Below are 21,033 nucleotides of genomic sequence, written 5' to 3' on the forward strand. Positions count from 1 at the left end.
CCATGCGCAACGCCAGCCCAACCACTTTTGCCACGACCGGCCCGGTCGCCTCGCAACCGGCGACCGCCGGGCGTGCCGGTCCGCACTTGGCCGGCCTGCGCCTGGCCGGCCGTGAAGGACACTGGGATATCGCCGTCGAGGGCGGGCGCATTGCCGGCCTGTCCCCGTCGGCGGAAAAGGGCGGCGGCTTCGTCATGCCGCTGCTGGCGGACATCCACACCCATCTCGACAAGACCTTCACCGCATCCCGCATGCCGGAACGCGCCACCTCGCTGTTCCATGCCATCGAGATGATGAAGGCCGATGCCGCAGGCTGGGACGACGCCGATCTTCGCCGGCGCGCCGGGCAGGCGCTGTCGCGGGCCTACCGGCACGGCACCGCGCTGATGCGCAGCCATCTCGACTGGTACGGGGCCGAGCCGCCCACGGCATGGCACGTGCTGCGCGAACTGGCCGGCGAATGGCAGGGCCGGGTCCGGCTTCAGCTCGCATCGCTGACCCCGCTCGACCTTTTCGCCGACATCGGCGAGGCGGTCGCCCGCGAGGTCAAGGCTGCCCGCGCCGTCCTCGGCGCCTTCATCTACCGCAACGACGATCTCGCCTCGAAGCTCTGCCATGTCTTCGACCTCGCCGAACGCCACGACCTCGAGCTTGACTTCCATGTCGACGAAGGGCTCGACACCGACGCGCGCGGCATCGACGCAATCGTCGCCGAGACCGCGCGACGCGGGCTGGCCGGCCGGGTCCTGTGCGGCCATGGCTGCGCCCTGTCGGTGCGCGATCCGGGCGAGGTCGGTGATCTTCTTCGGCAGGCTGCCGAGGCCGGCGTCGGCCTGACGGTGCTGCCCGGCTGCAACAGCTATCTGCAGGATGCCGGAAGCGGGCGCACCCCGCGCCTGCGCGGGCTGGCACCCATGCACGAGGCGCGGGCGGCGGGGATGAAGGTGATGATCGGCTCGGACAATGTCCGCGACGGCTTCTTCCCCTATGGCGACTACGATCTGTGCGACATGTTCAGGGGTGCCGCCCTTCTGGGCCACCTGCAACCCGACGCCTGGCTCGATGCGATCAGCGAGACCCCCGCCAACTGGATGGGAAGCAGCCTGCGCGTCAGCGAAGGCGGCCCCGCCGATTTCATCTGGCTGGATGCCGACGACCTCACCGACGCGATCAGCCGCCCCCGCGCCGCGCGGGCGGTCTGGCGCGACGGCCGCATCCTGGCCGACCACCATCAAGGAGAGCAGACATGAGCGCACGCCACGACTGGGCGGCCTTCAAGGCGGCGTTGGACGGAATCCGTTTCCATGACGACGAGAACTACCTGGCCGCGCGGTCGCGCGACTATTTCTGGTACAGTCCGATACTCAACGACCAGCTCAAGGACAAGCTCGGCGATCTCGTCGTGGTGCCGCAGAGCGTCGACGAGGTGATCCGCATCGCCGGGCTGGTCGCCCGCCACAGGGTGCCGCTCACCCTGCGCGGCGGCGGCACCGGCAATTACGGCCAGTGCGTGCCGCTGGAGGGCGGCGTGGTCATGGACCTCACCCGCCTCGACAAGGTGATCGAGATCACCAGCGGCCATGTCCACGTCGAGGCCGGGGCCCGCATCTCGCGGCTGGACGACGCCGCCCGCGAGACCGGACAGGAACTCTTGATGTATCCCTCGACCCGGCAGATGGCGACCATCGGCGGCTTCATCGCCGGCGGCTCGGGCGGCATCGGCTCGCTCCGCCATGGCATGCTGCGCGATCCCGGCAACGTCACCTATGTCAAGGTGGTCACGGTCGAGCCCGAGCCGAAACTGATCGAGCTGCACGGCGAGGACATCCAGAAGGTCCAGCACGCCTACGGCACCAACGGCATCGTCGTCGAGCTTGGCCTTGCCCTGACCCGCGCCACCGACTGGGTGCATGCCGCCGCCCTGTTCGACGGCTATGGCGAGGCGCTGCGCTTTGCCAGCTCCGCCCAGCAACAGGGCATGGACTGTTATCTGCTGACCGCGGTCGAACGCCGCTTCGCCCCCTATTACAGCAAGCTGGGCGATCTGTTCCCCGCCGACCGGGACGCGATCTTCGCCATGGTCGCCCCGCAGGAGATGGAGCGCTTCACCGCCGCCGCCGAGGCGGCCGGCGGCCGCATCTCCTTTGCCATGAGCAAGCCCGAAATCCGCGCCGCCGGCCTCCAGCCGGCCTATGAATGCGGCTGGAACCACACCACGCTGCAGGCCCTCAAGGTCGACAAGGGTTGGACCTACCTGCAGGTCGCCTATCCGCGCCCCTTCGATCCCGATCTGGTCCTGCGCCAGATGGCCCGCTATGGCGACGAGATCTACTGGCACCACGAGATGGCCCGCATGGACGGCGAGATTCAGATCTTCGCCCTGCCGCTGGTGCGCTATCGCGGCGAGGCGGCGACCTACCGGCTGATCGCCGAGCTGGAGGAAAAGGACGGCTGCACCATCTTCAACCCCCATGTCGTGACCATCGAGGATGGCGGCATGAAGCAGATCGACCAGACGCAGATCGAGTTCAAGAAGCTGGCGGATCCGTACGGGCTGATGAACCCGGGCAAGACCCGGGGCTGGAGTGCCGACATGGCACGCGTCGACGACAACCAAATGGGAGAACACGCATGAAGCACATCACCAGCCTCTTAACCGCTTTGGGGCTCATGCTCGCGGCCGGGCCGTCCCTTGCCGCCGACAAGGTCGTGTTCGGCACCAACTGGCTGGCACAGGGCGGCCATGGCGGCTTCTACCAGGCCGTGGTGGACGGCACCTACGAGAAATACGACCTCGACGTCGAGATCCGCATGGGCGGGCCGCAGGTCAACACCCGGCCAATGCTGGCCGCCGGCCGGCTCGACTTCCTGATGGGCGGCAATCTGCTCCTGGCGTTCGACAACATACGCAACGACATTCCGACCACCGTGGTCGCCGCCCTGTTCCAGAAGGATCCGCAGGCGTTCATGGCGCACAAGGGCCAGTATGCCGACTTCGCCGCGCTGACCAAGGCGCCTTCCGTCCTCGTCTCGAAGGACGGCCAGTTCAGCTTCTGGCAGTGGATGGTCGACAGCCACGGCTTCCAGAACGAGCAGCTGCGCCCCTACGGCTTCAACCTCGCCCAGTTCCTGAGCGACCCGAAGATGGTCCAGCAGGCCTATGGAACCGCCGAGCCGCTCTATGCGGCCAAGGAAGGCGCCGAGGTGGATGTCTTCCTGCTGGCCGACCAGGGATGGAGCACCTACGGCTCGATCATCGAGACCCGCAGCGAGCTGGTGGAAACCAATCCCGATCTCGTGCAGCGCTTCATCGATGCCTCGATCGAGGGCTGGTACAACTATCTCTACGGCGACCGCACCGCCGCCTATCAGGCCATCATCGCCGCCAACCCGGAAATGACCGTCGAGAAGCTGGATGCCGAGATGCTACAGTTCGAACGGCTGGGCATCATCGATTCGGGCGACGCCCTAAAGAAGGGGATCGGGGCGATGGACGAGGCCCGCATCAAGGGGTTCTACGACCTGGCGGTGGAAAGCAAGATCATCGAGGCAGGCAGCGTCGACCTGTCCAAGGTCGCCGACATGCGCTTCGTCAACCATGGCAAGGGTCTGGACATCAAGGCCGCGCTGACCGGCAAATAGGGGCATGCGCCCCGCGCGGCCGGATGCGCGAATCGAAGCGACGATCGATGGCGCGGCGCCTGCCGCGGCATCGATCCGAACCTGAACCGTTGTGCATGCATGGGGAGCGTATGACCAGCGCCCAGAGAAAGCGGAAGGAAATCCACGGAGCGATCCGCAATGCCGCGATCCAGGAATTCGCGCGCAACGGGTTGGCCGGGACTTCGACCCAGGCCATCGCCCAGACGGCCGGCATCACCAAGGCCCAGCTGCATTACTACATCTCCTCGAAGGAGGAGCTGTACCAGCAGGTGCTCGGCGAGATCGTCGCCCAGTGGAAGGACATCTTCTTCCTGTCGGCCTCGCGCGAGGACCCGGCGCTGGCGATCATCGAATATATCGACCGCAAGGTGCGGCATGCGCTGGAATATCCCGACGTCTCGCGCTTCTTCGCCAATGAGATCGCCCGCGGCGCACCGGAAATGGTGCCCCACTGGAACGATCTCAAGAGCGCCGTCGAGGAGGCCAGCGGCGTCATCCAGGAATGGATCGACAGCGGCAAGATCCGGCCCGTGGACCCGCTGCTGTTCCAGATCAACATGTGGGCGGTGACCCAGCACTATGCCGAGTACGAGGCCCAGACCCGCGTTTTGATGGGCAAGCCGGAACATTCGCCGCTCGATGCGGACCGCATCGTCGCCGAGGCGACGCAGCTTTTCCTGCAACGCTGCGGGCTTCATTCCAAAGAGGAAGAGGAAAAGCCATGAAGGCCCTTGCCCCCGCCGCCATGCCGGCGCCGTTCGGCAGCTATTCGCACGGCGTGGCCTCGGGCCGGCTGATCGTGACCTCCGGCCAGCTCGGGCTCGCCGCCGATGGAACGATCCCGGCCGGCGTCGAGGCCCAGGCCGAGCTTTGCTTTTCCAACATCCGGGCCATCCTTGCCGAGGCCGGGGCGGACCTGTCGCATGTCCTGCGCTTCACCGCCTTCGTGACGCGGCGCGAGCACATGGCCGACTATATGGCCGTCCGCGACCGGCTGGTGGCCGGGCTTGCCACAAAACCCGCCTCGACCCTGTTGATCGTCTCCGGCTTCACCCGGCCGGAATTCCTGGTCGAGGTCGAGGCCATGGCGCTGCTGCCGCACTGAAACAGGGAAAAAGCGCATTGCTGCGCAAGGCGGAAACGCTCCAGCATCGCGGGAGAAAGACAATGGTTCAGATCACCTTCGTTGAACATGACGGAAACCGGCGCGTCGTCGAGGCCACGGCCGGCATGAGCTTGATGGAGGCCGCCCGCGACGAGGCCGTGCGCGGCATCGAGGCCGAGTGCGGCGGCGCCTGCTCGTGCTCGACCTGCCATATCTATGTCGCGCCCGAATGGGTGGAGAAACTGCCCCCCTCCTCGGATCTGGAGCACGACATGCTCGATTTCGCCTATGAACCGGACCCGCAACATTCGCGGCTGGCCTGCCAGATCACGGTGACGGACGACATGCAGGGATTGCTGGTCCGCGTTCCCGAGCGGCAGGGATGATCGCCTGCACCCTTAATCTATAGCTCACAGCCAAGGACGAGATTGATGCCTTCCTACCGTTCCCGCACGACGACGCATGGCCGCAACATGGCGGGGGCGCGCGGGTTGTGGCGCGCGACGGGGATGAAGGACGGCGATTTCGGCAAGCCGATCATCGCGGTGGTGAACTCGTTCACCCAGTTCGTGCCGGGCCATGTGCACCTGAAGGACCTCGGCCAGTTGGTGGCGCGCGAGATCGAGAAGGCGGGGGGCGTGGCCAAGGAGTTCAACACCATCGCCGTCGACGACGGCATCGCCATGGGCCATGACGGCATGCTCTATTCGCTGCCCTCGCGCGAGATCATCGCCGACAGTGTCGAATACATGGTCAACGCCCATTGTGCGGACGCCATGGTGTGCATCTCCAACTGCGACAAGATCACGCCCGGCATGCTGATGGCGTCCTTGCGCCTCAACATCCCCACCGTGTTCGTCTCGGGCGGGCCGATGGAGGCGGGCAAGGTGGTGCTGAAGGGCGAGCAGCATGCGCTCGACCTGGTCGACGCCATGGTGGCGGCGGCCGACGACAAGGTCTCGGACGAGGACGTGAAGGCCATCGAGCGCTCGGCCTGCCCGACCTGCGGCTCGTGCTCGGGCATGTTCACCGCCAACTCCATGAACTGCCTGACCGAGGCGCTCGGCCTGTCGCTGCCCGGCAACGGCTCGACGCTGGCCACCCATGCCGACCGCCGGCGCCTGTTCGTCGAGGCCGGCCACCTGATCGTCGATCTGGCCCAGCGCTGGTACGAGCAGGACGACGCCACCGCCCTGCCGCGCACCATCGCCTCCAGGGGGGCGTTCGAGAACGCCATGACCCTCGACATCGCCATGGGCGGCTCCACCAACACGGTGCTGCACATCCTGGCCGCCGCCCATGAGGGCGAGATCGACTTCACGCTGGCCGACATCGACGCCCTGTCGCGCAAGGTGCCGTGCCTGTGCAAGGTGGCGCCGGCCAAGGCCGACGTCCACATGGAGGACGTGCACCGGGCCGGCGGCATCTTCGCCATCCTCGGCCAGCTCGACAGGGCCGGCCTCATCAGGCGCGACCAGCCGACGGTGCACGCCGCGACGCTGGGCCAGGCGATCGAGCACTGGGACATCTCGCGCACCGACAGCCAGAAGGTGCGCGACTTCTACCTCGCCGCCCCCGGCGGCGTTCCCACCCAGACGGCCTTCAGCCAGGACCGGCGCTGGGAGAGCCTCGACCTCGACCGCGAGAAAGGCGTCATCCGCTCGGCCGCGCATCCCTTCACCAGAGACGGCGGGCTGGCGGTTCTGAAGGGCAACCTTGCCGTCGACGGCTGCATCGTCAAGACGGCGGGCGTCGACGAGAAGATCTGGACCTTCACCGGTCCCGCAAAAGTGTTCGAGAGCCAGGACGCGGCGGTCAAGGGCATTCTCGGCAACGAGGTCGAGGCCGGCGACGTGGTGGTCATCCGCTATGAGGGGCCGCGCGGCGGGCCGGGCATGCAGGAGATGCTCTATCCGACCAGCTACCTGAAGTCGAAGGGGCTGGGGGCGGCCTGCGCGCTGCTCACCGACGGGCGCTTCTCGGGCGGCACGTCGGGCCTGTCGATCGGCCATGTCTCGCCCGAGGCGGCCCTTGGCGGCACCATCGGCCTGGTGCGCGACGGCGACATCGTCGAGATCGACATTCCAAACCGCTCCATCCGCCTGGCCGTGCCGGAGGCCGAGCTGGCCGAACGCCGCGCCGAGCAGGACGCCCGGGGCTGGAAGCCGGCCGAGCAACGCCGCCGCAACGTCACCACAGCCCTCAAGGCCTACGCCGCCTTCGCAACAAGCGCAGACAAGGGCGCCGTCCGGAAACTGCCGGAGTAACGGCCGCGCCCGGCAAAACTTCTGCCTTTCACCCGGGCACATAAATGCCTATGTGTCTGGGGTCGGAGACGCCGCAGCCCAGGGGCATGCCCTGCTGCAGAGACTTTTGCGGGCGAATGAACATCCATCCCAAGACACAACAGCCGCTTATCCTGTCCGGACGCGACGTGACGGCGGTGCTCGGCCCCACCAATACCGGCAAGACCCATCTCGCCATCGAGCGCATGGTGGCGCATGAAAGCGGCGTCATCGGCCTGCCGCTGCGCCTGCTCGCCCGCGAGGTCTATGCCCGGCTGTGCGAGAAAGTGGGCGCAGCGAAAGTCTCGCTCGTCACCGGCGAGGAGAAGATCCAGCCCGCCGGCGCGCGCTATTCGGTCTGCACCGTCGAGGCGATGCCACGCGAAACCGACGCGGCCTTCGTGGCCATCGACGAGGTGCAGCTTGCCGGCGACCTTGAACGCGGCCACATCTTCACCGACCGCATCCTGCATCTGCGCGGCCGGCAGGAAACCCTGCTGCTCGGCGCCGCCACCATGCAGGGCATCTTGCAGAAGCTGCTCAGGGGCGTCGCGGTGGTCACCCGCCCGCGCCTGTCGCATCTGGCCTATGCCGGCTCCAAGAAGCTCACCCGCCTGCCGCGCCGCACGGCCATCGTCGCCTTCTCGGCCGACGAGGTCTACGCCATCGCCGAGCTGATCCGCCGCCAGCAGGGCGGGGCTGCCGTGGTGCTGGGCGCACTGTCGCCGCGCACCCGCAACGCGCAGGTGGCGCTCTACCAGAACGGCGACGTCGATTATCTGGTTGCCACCGACGCCATCGGCATGGGCCTCAACCTCGACGTCGACCATGTCGCCTTCGCCCAGAACCGCAAGTTCGACGGCTACCAGTACCGCCAGCTCACCGCCGCCGAGCTCGGCCAGATCGCCGGCCGCGCCGGCCGCCACATGCGCGACGGCACCTTCGGCATCACCGGCCGCGTCGACCCCTTCGACGACGATCTGGTCAAGAAGATCGAGAGCCACGATTTCGAGCCGGTGAAGGTGCTGCAATGGCGCACCGCTGCCTTCGACTTCGCCAGCCTCGATGCGCTGCGCCGTTCCATCGAGACCAATGCGCCGGTGGAAGGGCTGACCCGCGCCCTGCCCGCCGTCGATGCCCAGGCACTGGAGTATCTTTCCCGCGACGAGGAGATCCGCAAGCTGGCCGGCAGGCCTGATCGGGTGGCCCTGCTGTGGGACGCCTGCGCGCTGCCCGACTATCGCCGCATCTCGCCGGCCCAACATGCCGACCTGATCGCCTCCATCTACATGGACCTCGCCCGGCGGGGCCATGTCGATGAGAACTACATGGCCGAGCAGGTGCGCCGCGCCGACACCACCGAGGGCGATATCGACACGCTGTCGGCCCGCATCGCCCAGATCCGCACCTGGACTTTCGTGTCCAACCGGCCCGGATGGCTGGCCGATCCGGCACACTGGCAGGAAAAGACGCGCGAAATCGAGGATAGATTGTCGGATGCGCTGCATGAGCGGTTGACGAAACGCTTCGTAGACCGCAGGACTTCCGTGCTCATGCGCCGCCTTAGAGAAAATACCATGTCTGAAGCCGAAATCAGCCCTGCCGGAACGGTCCTCGTCGAGGGGCATCATGTCGGGGAATTGCAGGGGTTCCGCTTCACCGCGGACCAGAGCGCCGGCGGCGAGGCCGCCAAGGCGGTGCGTGCCGCCGCGCAGAAGGCGCTGGGCTCCGAGTTCGAAACCCGCGCCGACCGTTTCGCCGCCTCCGGCAACAACGACATCGCGCTGGGCTCCGACGGCGTCCTGCGCTGGATCGGCGCGCCCATCGGCACGCTGGTGGCCGGCGAGGACGTGCTGCGCCCGCGCCTCGTCCTGCTTGCCGACGAACAATTGACCGGCCCGGCCCGCGACAAGGTCGCCGCGCGCGCCGAACGCTTCGTCGCCTTCCAGATCGAAAGCCTGCTGAAGCCGCTGGTCGATCTGAAGTCGGCCGACCAGCTTTCGGGCATCGCCCGCGGCATCGCCTTCCAGCTCGTCGAGAATCTCGGCCTTCTCAACCGTCGCGACATCGCCGAGGAAATGCGCTCGCTGGACCAGGAAGGCCGTGCCGCCCTGCGCCGCCTCGGGGTTCGCTTCGGCGCCTATCACGTCTTCGTGCCGGCCCTGCTGAAGCCCGCGCCCGCCGGTCTGGTGACGCTGCTGTGGGCCCTGCACAACGACGGCAAGGAAAAAGCCGGCTTCGGCGACGTGGTCAACGCGCTGGCCACCGGCCGCACCTCGCTGGTCGTCGATCCCGCCTTCGACCGCAATTTCTACCGGCTTGCCGGCTATCGCAGCCTCGGCCGCCGCGCCGTGCGCGTCGACATTCTGGAGCGTCTGGCCGACCTGATCCGCCCGGCGATCAACTGGAAGCCGGGCCTCGGGCCCCGTCCCGACGGCGCCTTCGACGGCGGCACCTTCACGGTCACGCCGCCGATGATGTCCATCCTCGGCGCCACCGCCGAGGATATGGAGGAAATCCTCAAGGGTCTCGGCTACCGCGCCGAGCCGAAGCCGGCCGAAGAGGTGAAGGCGAAGGTCGAGGCGTTCGATGCCGCCGCCCGCGAAGCTGCCGAGGCGAAGGCCGCCGAACAGGCCGCCCAAGGGGCCACGCAGGCAGCCGCGCCGGAAGGTGATGCGACTTCCGTCCCCGAAGCCTCTGAAACGCCGGCCGACACCGCCGTTGTGGAGGCCGATGAAGCCGAAACGGCGACTCCCGACGCTGCCGAACAGGCCCCGGTGGAAATGGCGCAGGAGGAACAGCCCGCACAGGCCGACGCCCCCCAGCCCGAGCCAGAGCCCGAAACCTCGGAACCGGTGGCCGAGGCCGGCGAGGCTCCGGCGGCCGAACCGGTTCAGGAGCCGCCGAGCGGGGCCGCCACCGAACCCCAGCCGGCAGAAGCGGCCGAGGAGCCGAAGCCGGTACTGGTCTGGCGCCAGGGCCGCTTCGACCGCCAGCATCACCGGCCCGGCGGCCGGCAGGGCCAGCGCGGCCAGCAGCAGGGACGGGGCGAGCGTCGCGAGGGCGGTGCCCCCGGCCAGAAGGCCGGCGACAACCGCCGCTTCGATCGCAACCGCAAGGGCGGCAAGCCGTTCGGCGAGCGCCCCGAGCGGCAAGGCGACCGGCCGGACGGCAAATCCGCGTCGAAGCCGAAGTTCGAGCCGCGCAAGCGCGAGGAGCGACCGGCCCGCATCGATCCGGACTCGCCCTTCGCCAAGCTCGCCGCGCTGCGCGACCAGCTCAAGAAGTAGCCTGCGGGCCGGCGTCGGACGATGGTTGCAGCCGACCGCCAGCGCCTCGACAAATGGCTGTTCTTCGCACGCGCGGTGAAATCGCGCTCGCTCGCCGCCAAGCTGGCGGTCAGCGGGCGGGTGCGCATCAATCGCGACAAAGCATCGCAGGCCTCCGATCCGGTGAAGCCCGGCGACGTTCTGACCATCACGCTGGACCGCCGCATCCTGGTCTGGAAGGTGCTCGAAACCGGTGCCCGCCGCGGCCCCGCGCCCGAGGCCCGCACCCTCTATGAAGACCTGTCGCCAGCCCCGTCGCAGGCGGCGATTCCGGACGCGCAGGCGCCCTTGCGCGACACCGGAAGCGGCCGTCCGACCAAGAAGGAACGCCGTCTCACCGACAGGCTGCACGGGCGGGAATAGCGTCTCGCCATTTCGGGCAAACGCGCAAAACCATTCCGCTGGGGGCGCCAAAGCGCATGCGCTTCGGCTTGAAAGCGCTGGATAAAGGCGTTACCTCACCCTCGATGACGCGCCCCGACACTGGCATATCCGGGGACGCACGGAGCCTCGCATGACCTATGTAGTCACCGACAATTGCATCAAGTGCAAATACACCGACTGCGTCGAAGTGTGTCCGGTCGACTGCTTCTACGAAGGCGAGAACATGCTCGTCATCCATCCCGACGAATGCATCGACTGCGGCGTGTGCGAGCCCGAATGCCCGGCCGATGCCATCCGGCCCGACACCGAGCCCGGCCTCGACCAGTGGCTGCAGCTCAATGCCGAATATGCCGACAAATGGCCGAACCTGACGGTCAAGAAGGACGCCCTGCCGGAGGCCGAGGAATTCGACGGGCAGACCGGCAAGCTGGAGAAGTATTTCTCCGCCGAGCCGGGCGCAGGCGACTAGCTTGTTGTTTTACGCAGGTGGTTGTCCCGAAACCGGCTCTCACTTTCGGGCGACATGCTTGGCAAATATTTTCCCGGCTGCCCATTTTCGAATAGCACGCATGCTTGCGCTGCACGGCAACTGCCGTTAGCGTGTGCAGCAAAATCTTGATTCTTGCGACTTTTTGTGTTACCTATCAACCAACATGCCGGTGACACAACGTCGATTGATGGCGCGAACGCCCTAATCACTGAAAGGTGAATCTCCCAATCCGGACCAGAGCAATCTGGACCATGAGGTCGTTTAGCGCCCCACGGTCCCCCCGCTTTTCCCGGATAATTCACTGTTGCGCGGCAGATGCCGGCTGGTCCGGCCCCACTGTGTACGGTCGGCGTGTCGCCGGCCACAACAAGGAGTCTATGGCGTAATGGCAACCAGCACCCCGCAGAAGAAGTCTGCTCCCACGCGTCAGGGGTTCAAGAGCGGCGAGTTCATCGTCTATCCCGCCCATGGCGTCGGTCAGATCGTAGCCATTGAGGAGCAGGAGGTCGCAGGGCACAAGCTGGAATTGTTCGTCATCGATTTCCAGAAGGACAAGATGCGGCTGAAGGTTCCGGTGGCCAAGGCCACCTCCATCGGCATGCGCAAGCTGTCGGAGACCGACTATGTCGACCGCGCCCTGAAGGTGGTTCAGGGCCGCGCCCGCGTCAAGCGCACCATGTGGTCGCGCCGTGCCCAGGAATACGATGCCAAGATCAATTCCGGCGACCTGATCTCGATCTCGGAAGTCGTGCGCGACCTCTACCGCGCCGAGAACCAGCCCGAGCAGTCCTACTCCGAGCGCCAGCTCTATGAAGCCGCGCTCGACCGCATGGCCCGCGAGATCGCCGCCGTCAACCGCATGTCGGAGACCGAGGCGGTGCGCCTGATCGAGGTGAACCTCAACAAGGGTCCCAAGCGCGGCGCCAAGGCCGACAACGAGGAAGGCGAGCAGGAAGAAGCCGCCTGATCCATCGGCAGAAGCAATTCCAGCAAAAGTGTGAAACGGTTTTGCGTTCGGAAATGCGTCATCCAGGAACCGTCCGGATTCAAGCAAGCCGCGGGTCGCAAGGCCCGCGGTTTTTCTTTGCCGGGCAAAATCGGCGACTGGGGCTTTCACGGTCCCGGCTGGATTGCCCCTCGGCGCACCCTTCGCACTCCGGCACAGCAGGGTTATCGCATCTGGGCATTACCCCCACCCCTAACCCCTCCCCCGCAAGGGGAGGGGGATTCTGCGATGTCGGCGTTTGGCATCACATGTCGAAGATTGCAGCTCAAGAATGTGGCAGCGACATCGACGAAATCGTCCCCCTCCCCCCTTGGGGGGTTAGGGGTGGGGGCGCCCCAAGCAAGAAGAAGGCCGCAACGCCATGGGGGCATCCTCCTCCCCGTTTACGGGAGGCAGGGAGATAAGGCGCAAGCCCACCTGAAACCTGAAATGCTTCACCGCACCGGTGCGTGGCCGAAGATCGTCTCGAGGAATTCGCCCAGCCAGCGCTTGAGATGCATATCCCAGATCAGGCGGCCGCCGAGATGATCGCGGCCGGGCTGGGCACCGGGCAGCACGAAGCGATGCGCTCCGTGCACCACCCAGCGATGCATCATCGCCTGCGTCAGCTCGCCATGGAACTGGATGCCCCAGGCATTGCCGCCATAACGGAACGCCTGGTTGGGGTAGGTTTCGGAGGTGGCGAGCAGCGTGGTATCCGCCGGCAGCGTGAAGCCCTCGCGGTGGAACTGGTAGACCATTTCCGGCCAGTGCAGCAGGTGCCGGCCGTGATCGGTCGCCTTGAGCGGATACCAGCCGATCTCCACCAGCCCGCGCCCATGGCCCTCGACCTTGCCGCCGATATGCTTGGCCAGCATCTGGGCGCCGAGGCAGATGCCGAGCAGGGGCTTGTTCTCCCTGAGCGGCACGCCCATCCATTCGGTCTCGCGGCGGACGAACTCGTCGGGATCGTTGGCGCTCATTGGCCCGCCGAACACCACGGCGCCCGCATGGCCGTCCAGCGTATCCGGCAGGGGATCGCCCAGCGGCGGGCGGCGGATGTCGAGATCGAAGCCGCGCTCGAGGAGCATATGGCCGACGCGGCCGGGGCTCGACGTCTCCTGATGCAGCACGGTCAGTATCTTCGGGCGGGCTCTGGCAAGCATCACGATGCAGAATCAGGCAAAGATTCGCCGATTATGGCCCAAGCCTATTCTTCATCAAGGATTTTCGCAGCATCCGGCAGGCTGGCCGCCACCTTGCGGCGCGCGGCGATGCGGTCCTGCCGCTCGACATCGAGCAGTTCGGCGACGCGCCAGACGGTGTTGTCCTCCAGCTCGTGCAGCTCGCCGTCGGCGAACACGATCTCCCACATCAGCGTGATGAAAGCCTTGCGCTCCTCGATGTCGAGATGGCGCTTGAGCAGGCTGGTGAAGGCATAGAGATCGACCGCCTCGCGGTCGGCCTGCTCGCCGGCCAGCGCCAGTTCGTCCAGCTCGGTACCGGACAGCGCGTAGCTGTCGCCGAGCACCGCCTTGAAGCGTTCCCATTCGGCATCCTGCCGCACGCCGTCGACATTCATGACGTGATAGAGCAGCGCGGCGGCGGCCACCCGCGGATCGTCGTCGCGGTTGCGCTGGCCGGAACCGCCGGGAATATCCTTCAGGAAAGACAGAAAGCGATCGAACATCAGAACAGCTTGAACCTCGCGGTCTCGGGCTCGCGCTCCTCATCCGGGTCGACGCCCGGATCGTCGGGCAGGCGCGGCATGAAATCCTGCCGGCGGGCGCTTTCGACATCCGGCGGCGGCGGAACCCTGGTCGCCGCAGCCTGCTTCACCGGCTCGGGCCGGGTGGGCTCCGGCTTCGGCGGCGTCTTGACGACCACCGGGATTTCCGGGTCGGGCTTCCCGGCAGACGGCTTTTCAGGAGCCGGCTTTTCAGGAACCGGGCTCACGGGCGTCGTCGCCGCCGGCATGGTCTTGGCCTCGATGATTTCCGCCTCGGCCACCTCGCCCGGCCGTTCTTCGACAAGCCGTTCCTCCACCGCCGGAGCGGGAATGGCGGGTGTCGGCCGGGCACTCTCCCGGGCATCGCCGCTGTCAATCAGCTGTCCCAGACGCTCGACCGGCGCACGCCATTCGAAGGCGTCCAGCCTGCCGGTCACCGGCGACACCGGTGCCCAGTGCTCGGCGACCACGCCATCGGCAACCCAGGCCGGATCGCGCGGCGCGCGCACCGCCCGCGCCAGCCATTGCCGCACCTTGCCCTCGTCGCCGGTGTCCGCTTCCTCGATATCGGCAAGCAGCAGATAGGCGCCCTCGCGCGGATCGATGCGGATGGAGGCCTCCGCCTCGGCCCGTGCCGAGCGATAATCCTTGGCGTCGAAGGCCGCGCGCGCCACGGCGAGCGAAGCCTCGGCATTGTTCTTCTTCATGTCCTGAAGCTTGCGCGCCCGCGTCAGCCGGTCGAGCACGGCATCGCCGGGCCGCGCATGGATGTAGAGATCGGCCACCTCGGGCTGCGGCCCCGCGCGCCAAGCCGCCTCAAGTATCTTCGAGGCCTTGCGCACGTCGTCGTTGCGCAACAGCACCCTGGCGGCGGCCAGCGCCGCCGGCACGAATTCCGGCTGCAGCTTGTTGGCTTCCAGCGCCGGGGCTTTCGCGGCGGCCGGATCGCTTTCCAGCAGTTCCAGCGCCTTGGCCGTCAACAGCACCGCGCGTTGGCGGTTGGCCACGGCCGGCTCGATCCGGCGCGTCGACTTCTGCGCCGCCACCAGCTCCAGCGCGCCATCCCACTGGCCGCGCGCCGCCAACTCCTCGATGGTCGCTTCCGTCGCCCAGCCGAGCTGCGGCGCGGCGGCGGCCGCCCGGCCGGCATAGTGGCGCGCCGCGTTGCGGTCGCCCAGCCGCTCGGCTTCGAGATAGAGGCCGCGCAGGCCGAGCAGGCGCGTCTCGGGGTCGTCGAGCATCGCCTCGAACTTGCGGCGCGCCGCATCGTGGTCGCCCTCCAGCAGCGCCGTCTGCGCTTCCAGAAGATGGATCAGCGGCTCCTGGTCGGCATTGATCAGCTTGCCCGCTTCCTTGCCCTTCTTGCGCGCCAGCACGGCATCGCCGGCGCCGGCCGCGATCATGCCGGTGGACAGCGCCTGATAGCCGCGGTCGCGCCGGCGCACGCGGAAATGCCGGGCGATGGCATAGGGGCTGTTCCAGATCGACTTGACCAGCCACCATGCGATCATCGTCGCGGCCACGACGGCGACGACGCCCACGGCGGCGACCATCAGGCTCACCTGATAGCGATAGCCGCCAAAGGTGACGACCATGTCGCCCGGCCGGTCCGCCAGCCAGGCAAAGCCGAGGCCGAGCGCGAGGACGACGAACAGGTAGAACAGGATGCGGATCATGTCTTACCCTTCGCCCCCGGTCATGGTCTGGGCCACCAGTGCGTCGACCCCGGCCTCCGCCTCCATACGGGCCTTGAGCGTCGCCGCGAAATCCGCGCCCGCCGCCTTCACCGGCTCGGGCAGGGCGTCATATTCGCCGAGCGCCTTGGCATAGTCGCCCTGGTTCACCGCCGCCTCCAGCCGCGCCACCGTCTCGGGCACGCCGGCTCCTTCGACGGCGCCGATCGGCCGCACCTTGACCAGCGATTCCGCGCTCGACATCAGCCGCTGGACGAAGCCGGCATTCTGGTCGACGGGATTGTCCGCCGCCACCATGGCATCGGCCGCCGCGTCTACCTGCGCGGCGATCTCGGTGCGCGTTGGCACGCCCTTCTCCGAATAGGCGCGCAAGGCGTCCAGTTGCGGGGCCTCGGGCGAGATCGCCGCGAAGGTTTCCAGCTCGGCCTTGAACGGCGCGCCGCGCTCCAGTGCCGACTTCAGCGCCGAGGCGGCGATGGCCAGCGCGATCTTCGGCTGGTCGGCCTGCTCCTCGACCTTGCCGGTCACGGCGGCCAGCGACTGCTCCAGCGTCGCCAGACGGCTTTGCTGGCCTTCCGCCGTCTCGCCGGCAGCGCGCACCTGCTGTTCCAGGGCGGCGAGCTTCTCGTTGATCGGGGCAAGGTCGACCGGCTCCGGCTGCGCGGCCTCGCCAAGCGCATTGACGGTCGTCTCGACCTGCTCGACCTTCTGCGACAGTGCCGCCAGCGCCTCGCCATTGTCGGCTGCACCGGCACCCGCCTCGACCGCGCTTTTCAGGGAAGCCAGATCGCTTTTGAGCTGGCCGACATCCGCCGACAGGCTTTCGACCTGCTGGGTCGCGCCATCCTCGCCGCGTGCCGCCGCAAGATCGGATATCTGCGCCTGCAAATCCGCGATCTGGCTGCTGCTTGCACCGCTCGCGGCTCCATTGGCCGGAGCGCCGAGAACCCCGGCATATTGCAGGGCACCCGCACCGGCCAGCGCGATGACGCCGCCGACGATGCCGGCCGCGAGCATGCCCATGCCGCCGCGCCGCGCGGGCTCGGGCGGCGGCGCCGGCTGGGCCTCGAAAGACGTGGGCCGATCCGCTTCCCTTGCCGGTTCCTCGGCAGGCGGCGGTGCGGGTTCTTCCTTGAAACTGTAATCCTGCGCGTGGCTTTCTGCCGGCGGCTCGAAAGGCGTTTCCGCCTTGGGCTCTTCGGCCAGCGGGGCCTCTTGCGAAACCTGCTCGGGTGGGGTCGGCTCCGGGGTGGCCTCGGCCTTGGTCGCCTCTTCCCCGGCCGCCTTGTCCCTGGCGATCCGCGACACCTGATCCGCATCCAGATCGATGGTCACCGGCTCGCGACTGCTTTTCGAATGGCGCGTTTTCGGCGTCTTGACCATGCCGGCTCCCCAATTCTGCATGCCGCCCCATCGCAGTTCAAAAAGGGGCGTCGGATTTCACTAGAGGTCTAGCACACCTCAAGGCAGTGAAAAGGGGCGGTGTGATGACGCGCCCCCGATCTTATCTCTCCCGGCGTTGCGTCAGAAGCGCCAGCATGGCCGGCTCCGAAGGCTGTTCGGCCACGTTCACCATGGCGGCGGATTCGCTCCCCATGCCGGCCGCGATCCGCGCCGACAAGGCGAAATAGTCCGCCGCTGCGAACAGCGGCCGCAGGCTCTCGCGCTGGAGAAGCCCGCGCATCGCCCCGGCGGCGACGGCCGAATAGAGCAGCACCGCCTCCACCGGCCGCGCGTCCAGCGCTTCGCGGACGCTTTCATCGTCGTGCCCGATCGTCACCGTGTCGTAGACCTCCAGCGCATCGACACGAACGCCCGATGCCGCCAATCGTTCCTCGAAACCGGGAAAGCGCACCCGCCCGCACAGATAGGCGAGCGTGCCGGAAGCCATGCCGGCAATACGCCCGGCAAGCGCCGTGGCATCGCCCGGCCCTTCCACGACATCGGCAAAGCCGGCGCGCCGCGCCGCCTCGGCCGTGCGCGCGCCGACCGCATGGCAGGGCAGATGCGAAAGCCTGCCGATCAGGTCGGGCGATGCATGGCGCAGCGCATTGGCGCTGGTCACCGCCACCGCGCCGGCATCGGCCGGCACGGAGCCGGGATCGACGGCAAGGGAAACGGTGCGCGATAGAGGCAGCACCACCGGCTCGAAGCCGAGTTCGGCGAGCCGGGCCGCCGTGCGCGCGGCGCCCGGTTCGGGCCGGGTGACCAGAACGCGCCTCAGAACCAGCCCTCGAAGAATTGCGTGCCGGCCTTTTCGCGCACATCCGCGCCGGCCCTGGCGCCGATGGCGGCCGCCTCCTCGGCACGCCCTTCCGCGCCGATCTCATGCCAGGTCTTGCCGTCCGGCGTGATGATGAGGCCGGTGAAGCTCAGCCGATCCCCTTCGATCACCGCATGGCCGGCGATCGGCGTGCGGCAGGAGCCGTCGAGGGCAGCGAGGAAGGCGCGCTCGCAGGCCAGTGCCTGGCCCGTCGCCGCGTCGTGGATCGGCGCAAGCATGCGCGCCACCTGTGCGTCATCGGCGCGATGTTCGATGCTGATCGCGCCCTGTCCCGGCGCCGGCGGGAACACGTCCAGCGGCATGATGTCGGTCGCGACATGTTCCATCTTCAGGCGCTTGAGGCCGGCCAGCGCCAGCATGGTGCCGGAGACGATGCCCTCCTCCAGCTTGCGCAGGCGGCTTTGAACGTTGCCGCGAAACATCACCACGTCGATGTCGGGCCGCATGCGGCGGATCAGCGCCTGCCGGCGCAGCGACGACGAGCCGAACTTCACACCCTGCGGCAGATCCATGATCGACGGCGCGGTGAGGCTGATGAAGCAGTCGCGCACGTCCTCGCGCGGCAGGAACACCGGCAGCACCAGCCCCGGCGGCAGCTCGGTCGGCATATCCTTGGAGGAATGCACGGCGATGTCGATGCGCCCGTCATAGAGCGCGTCTTCCAGCTCGCGCGTGAACAGGCCCTTGCCGCCGGCTTCCGACAGCGGCCGGTCCTGGATGGTGTCGCCGGTCGTGGTGAGCGGCACGATCTCGAAGCTCTGCTCGTCCAGCCCATGCGCCGCCATCAGCCGGGCGCGCGCCTCATGGGCCTGCGCCAGCGCCAGCGGGCTGGCGCGCGTTCCTATCTTCAATACGGTCTGCCCCTTGTTCATTACGGTTTGCATGAAACGCGGTCCATGGTAACCCCGGCGACGGATGTGGTCGGCCTTCTCCTATCGGGGAAAGCGCCACTGGGCAACTTTGAGGTTCGCGGCGAATTGATACGCGTGCTTGGCATCGAGACGAGTTGCGACGAGACGGCGGCAAGCGTCGTCGCGCTCGACGACGCGTCGGCGCACCCCGAAATCCTGTCACCCCGAATCCTGTCAAACGTGATCCTGAGCCAGGTCGAGGAGCACGCGGCCTTCGGCGGCGTGGTGCCGGAGATCGCCGCGCGCGCCCATGTCGAGGCGCTGGACGGGATCGTCGAGGCCGCGCTCGAGGATGCCGGCGTCACGCTGGCCGATGTCGATGCCATTGCCGCCACCGCCGGCCCCGGCCTGGTCGGCGGGCTGATCGTCGGCCTGATGACCGCCAAGGCCATCGCCGCCGCTGCCGGAAAACCGCTCATCGCCGTCAACCATCTGGAAGGCCATGCGCTCACCGCACGCCTCACCGACGGGCTCGAATTCCCCTATCTGCTGCTGCTGGTCTCGGGCGGCCACACCCAGATCGTGCGCGTGGCCGGCGTCGGCGACTATCGCCGCTGGGCCACGACCATCGACGACGCGCTGGGCGAGGCTTTCGACAAGGTCGCCAAGATGCTGGCCCTGCCCTATCCCGGCGGCCCCAATGTCGAGAAGGCGGCGGCCAGGGGCGACCCGGCCCGCTTCGCCTTTCCGCGCCCGATGAAGGGCTCGGCCCAGCCCGACTTTTCGTTTTCCGGCCTCAAGACAGCCGTGCGGCAGGCGGCGGCGGCCATCGCGCCGCTCTCCGAGCAGGACGTGGCCGACATCTGCGCCTCCTTCCAGGCAGCGGTGGCCGATGCGCTGGCCGACCGGGTCGAGCGCGCCCTGCTGCGCTTTCGGGCGGAATACCCGGACAAAATAGCGCCGGCGCTGGTGGTGGCCGGCGGCGTCGCCGCCAACCGCGCCATCCACGAAACGCTGGAGCGCCTGTGCGCCGACAGCGGTTTCCGCTTCGTCGCCCCGCCGCACCGGCTGTGCACCGACAATGCCGCCATGATCGCCTGGGCGGGCATCGAGCGGCTAAACGCCGACATGGCCGAAACCGGGGCCTTCGACTTCGTGCCGCGCTCGCGTTGGCCGCTGGACGAGGTCTCGGCGCCGGTGGTCGGGTCCGGCAGGCGGGGAGCCAAGGCATGAACGAGAGAGCCGAAACGTCGCGCACCGCCGTTCTGGGCGGCGGCGCCTGGGGCACCGCGCTGGCGCTCGCGGCGCTGCGGGCCGGCCAGTCGGTCAGCCTGTGGGCGCGCGATGCCGAAATGTGCGCCGCGATCGGCCGCGGCGAGAACCCGCGCTATCTGCCGGGCATCGCCTTCGATACCGGCATTGCCGCGACCACCGATCTCGGCGCGGCACTCGGCGGCACCGATTGCGTGCTGGCGGTGACCCCGGCGCAGTCGCTGCGCGCCGTTCTCCGCGAGGTGAAGCCGCACATGCCGGCCGGCATCCCGCTGGTGCTGTGCGCCAAGGGGATCGAGCGCGAGACGGGCGCCCTGTTGTCGTCCATCGTCGCTGAAATCCTGCCCGACAATCCGGTGGCGGTGCTGTCGGGTCCGAGCTTCGCGGCCGACGTCGCGCGCGGCCTGCCGACCGCGGTGGTGGTCGCCGCCCGCGACGACGCGCTCGCCATGGATCTGGCCACCCGCTTTTCCGCGCAGAACCTGCGCTGCTATGCCAGCGACGACATCACCGGCGTCGAGCTTGGCGGCGCGCTGAAGAACGTCTTCGCCATCGCCGCCGGCGCGGTGGTCGGCGCGGAACTGGGCGCCAGCGCGCAGGCCGCCATGGTCACGCGCGGCTTCGTGGAACTGCGCCGTCTCGGCGCCGCCTTCGGCGCCCGGCCGGAAACTCTGATGGGGCTTTCCGGGCTGGGCGACATGATGTTGTCCTGCTCCTCCACCCAGTCGCGCAACTTCGCCTATGGCGCGGCGCTCGGCCGCGGCGAGCCGCTCGAGGGCCGGCCGCTGGCCGAAGGCGTGCCCACCGCAGCGATCGCCGCCCGGCTTGCCGCCGAACATGCCGTCGACGCGCCGATCATCTCGGCCGTCGCCGCCCTGCTCAATGGCGCCGTCACCATCGACCAGGCCGTGGAAGCATTGATGACGCGGCCGTTGAAACACGAGAACGAGATCTAGGAGCTT

19 protein-coding genes are annotated in these 21,033 nt (G+C 67.9%); 13 read left to right on the top strand and 6 right to left on the bottom strand.

Annotated features, from left to right (window positions below):
* Positions 1-2: 2 nt before the first annotated feature.
* The 11 genes from ACVCNR_RS08175 (at position 3) to ACVCNR_RS08225 (ending at position 12,223) form a co-directional block, all read left to right on the top strand.
* Positions 3-1,250 carry an amidohydrolase family protein gene (locus ACVCNR_RS08175; protein ID WP_447074330.1) on the top strand — a complete coding sequence of 416 codons (1,248 nt, stop codon included), beginning with the start codon at positions 3-5 and terminating at the stop codon, positions 1,248-1,250.
* Positions 1,247-2,635, top strand: coding sequence for an FAD-binding oxidoreductase (locus tag ACVCNR_RS08180; protein WP_354198052.1), 1,389 nt, complete (start codon positions 1,247-1,249; stop codon positions 2,633-2,635). Before ACVCNR_RS08175 ends, ACVCNR_RS08180 begins: the two co-directional genes overlap by 4 nt.
* Positions 2,632-3,642: an ABC transporter substrate-binding protein gene (locus ACVCNR_RS08185; protein WP_354198054.1), complete on the top strand. Its 1,011-nt coding sequence runs from the start codon at positions 2,632-2,634 to the stop codon at positions 3,640-3,642. The genes ACVCNR_RS08180 and ACVCNR_RS08185 overlap by 4 nt, the downstream gene beginning before the upstream one ends.
* A 110-nt stretch (positions 3,643-3,752) precedes the next feature.
* A complete protein-coding gene (locus tag ACVCNR_RS08190) occupies positions 3,753-4,388 on the top strand; it encodes a TetR family transcriptional regulator C-terminal domain-containing protein (RefSeq protein WP_447074331.1) in 636 nt (211 codons plus the stop codon).
* On the top strand, positions 4,385-4,768 hold the full coding sequence (locus ACVCNR_RS08195) for a RidA family protein (protein ID WP_447074332.1): 384 nt from the start codon (positions 4,385-4,387) through the stop codon (positions 4,766-4,768). The genes ACVCNR_RS08190 and ACVCNR_RS08195 overlap by 4 nt, the downstream gene beginning before the upstream one ends.
* Before the next feature lie 62 nt (positions 4,769-4,830).
* Positions 4,831-5,154: a 2Fe-2S iron-sulfur cluster-binding protein gene (locus ACVCNR_RS08200; protein WP_447074333.1), complete on the top strand. Its 324-nt coding sequence runs from the start codon at positions 4,831-4,833 to the stop codon at positions 5,152-5,154.
* 45 nt (positions 5,155-5,199) lie between these two features.
* Positions 5,200-7,035, top strand: a complete 1,836-nt coding sequence (ilvD, locus tag ACVCNR_RS08205; RefSeq protein ID WP_447074335.1) for a dihydroxy-acid dehydratase — start codon at positions 5,200-5,202, stop codon at positions 7,033-7,035.
* 116 nt (positions 7,036-7,151) lie between these two features.
* Entirely contained in the window at positions 7,152-10,343 is a 3,192-nt protein-coding gene (locus tag ACVCNR_RS08210) for a helicase-related protein (RefSeq protein ID WP_447074336.1), read from the top strand.
* A gap of 21 nt (positions 10,344-10,364) precedes the next feature.
* Complete coding sequence (locus tag ACVCNR_RS08215; RefSeq protein ID WP_354199796.1) at positions 10,365-10,745, top strand: RNA-binding S4 domain-containing protein; 381 nt, start codon at positions 10,365-10,367, stop codon at positions 10,743-10,745.
* A gap of 151 nt (positions 10,746-10,896) precedes the next feature.
* Complete coding sequence (gene fdxA, locus ACVCNR_RS08220) at positions 10,897-11,235, top strand: ferredoxin FdxA (protein ID WP_354199795.1); 339 nt, start codon at positions 10,897-10,899, stop codon at positions 11,233-11,235.
* Positions 11,236-11,641: 406 nt separating this feature from the next.
* Positions 11,642-12,223: a CarD family transcriptional regulator gene (locus ACVCNR_RS08225; protein ID WP_354199794.1), complete on the top strand. Its 582-nt coding sequence runs from the start codon at positions 11,642-11,644 to the stop codon at positions 12,221-12,223.
* Between the two features lie 473 nt (positions 12,224-12,696).
* On the opposite strand, the gene ACVCNR_RS08230 is transcribed toward ACVCNR_RS08225, so the two are convergent.
* The 6 genes from ACVCNR_RS08230 to hemC form a co-directional block, all read right to left on the bottom strand.
* The gene (locus ACVCNR_RS08230) at positions 12,697-13,407 is read right to left on the bottom strand and encodes a glutamine amidotransferase (RefSeq protein ID WP_354199800.1); all 711 of its coding nucleotides are present in this window, start codon (positions 13,405-13,407) and stop codon (positions 12,697-12,699) included.
* Between the two features lie 44 nt (positions 13,408-13,451).
* A complete protein-coding gene (locus ACVCNR_RS08235) occupies positions 13,452-13,931 on the bottom strand; it encodes a tellurite resistance TerB family protein (protein ID WP_354199793.1) in 480 nt (159 codons plus the stop codon).
* Positions 13,931-15,646, bottom strand: coding sequence for a heme biosynthesis protein HemY (locus tag ACVCNR_RS08240; protein ID WP_447074337.1), 1,716 nt, complete (start codon positions 15,644-15,646; stop codon positions 13,931-13,933). The genes ACVCNR_RS08235 and ACVCNR_RS08240 overlap by 1 nt, the downstream gene beginning before the upstream one ends.
* A gap of 3 nt (positions 15,647-15,649) precedes the next feature.
* Positions 15,650-17,047: a COG4223 family protein gene (locus ACVCNR_RS08245; protein WP_447074339.1), complete on the bottom strand. Its 1,398-nt coding sequence runs from the start codon at positions 17,045-17,047 to the stop codon at positions 15,650-15,652.
* A 121-nt stretch (positions 17,048-17,168) separates the two neighbouring features.
* Positions 17,169-17,906 carry a uroporphyrinogen-III synthase gene (locus ACVCNR_RS08250; protein WP_447075656.1) on the bottom strand — a complete coding sequence of 246 codons (738 nt, stop codon included), beginning with the start codon at positions 17,904-17,906 and terminating at the stop codon, positions 17,169-17,171.
* Positions 17,885-18,832, bottom strand: a complete 948-nt coding sequence (gene hemC / locus ACVCNR_RS08255) for a hydroxymethylbilane synthase (RefSeq protein ID WP_447074340.1) — start codon at positions 18,830-18,832, stop codon at positions 17,885-17,887. Before hemC ends, ACVCNR_RS08250 begins: the two co-directional genes overlap by 22 nt.
* Before the next feature lie 93 nt (positions 18,833-18,925).
* Between hemC and tsaD the strand changes: the two genes are divergently transcribed.
* Both tsaD and ACVCNR_RS08265 read left to right on the top strand, forming a co-directional pair.
* Positions 18,926-20,032, top strand: a complete 1,107-nt coding sequence (gene tsaD, locus ACVCNR_RS08260; RefSeq protein WP_447075657.1) for a tRNA (adenosine(37)-N6)-threonylcarbamoyltransferase complex transferase subunit TsaD — start codon at positions 18,926-18,928, stop codon at positions 20,030-20,032.
* Positions 20,029-21,027, top strand: a complete 999-nt coding sequence (locus ACVCNR_RS08265) for an NAD(P)H-dependent glycerol-3-phosphate dehydrogenase (RefSeq protein ID WP_447074341.1) — start codon at positions 20,029-20,031, stop codon at positions 21,025-21,027. Before tsaD ends, ACVCNR_RS08265 begins: the two co-directional genes overlap by 4 nt.
* Positions 21,028-21,033: the final 6 nt, after the last annotated feature.

It is taken from the genome of Aquamicrobium terrae (assembly GCF_052978165.1).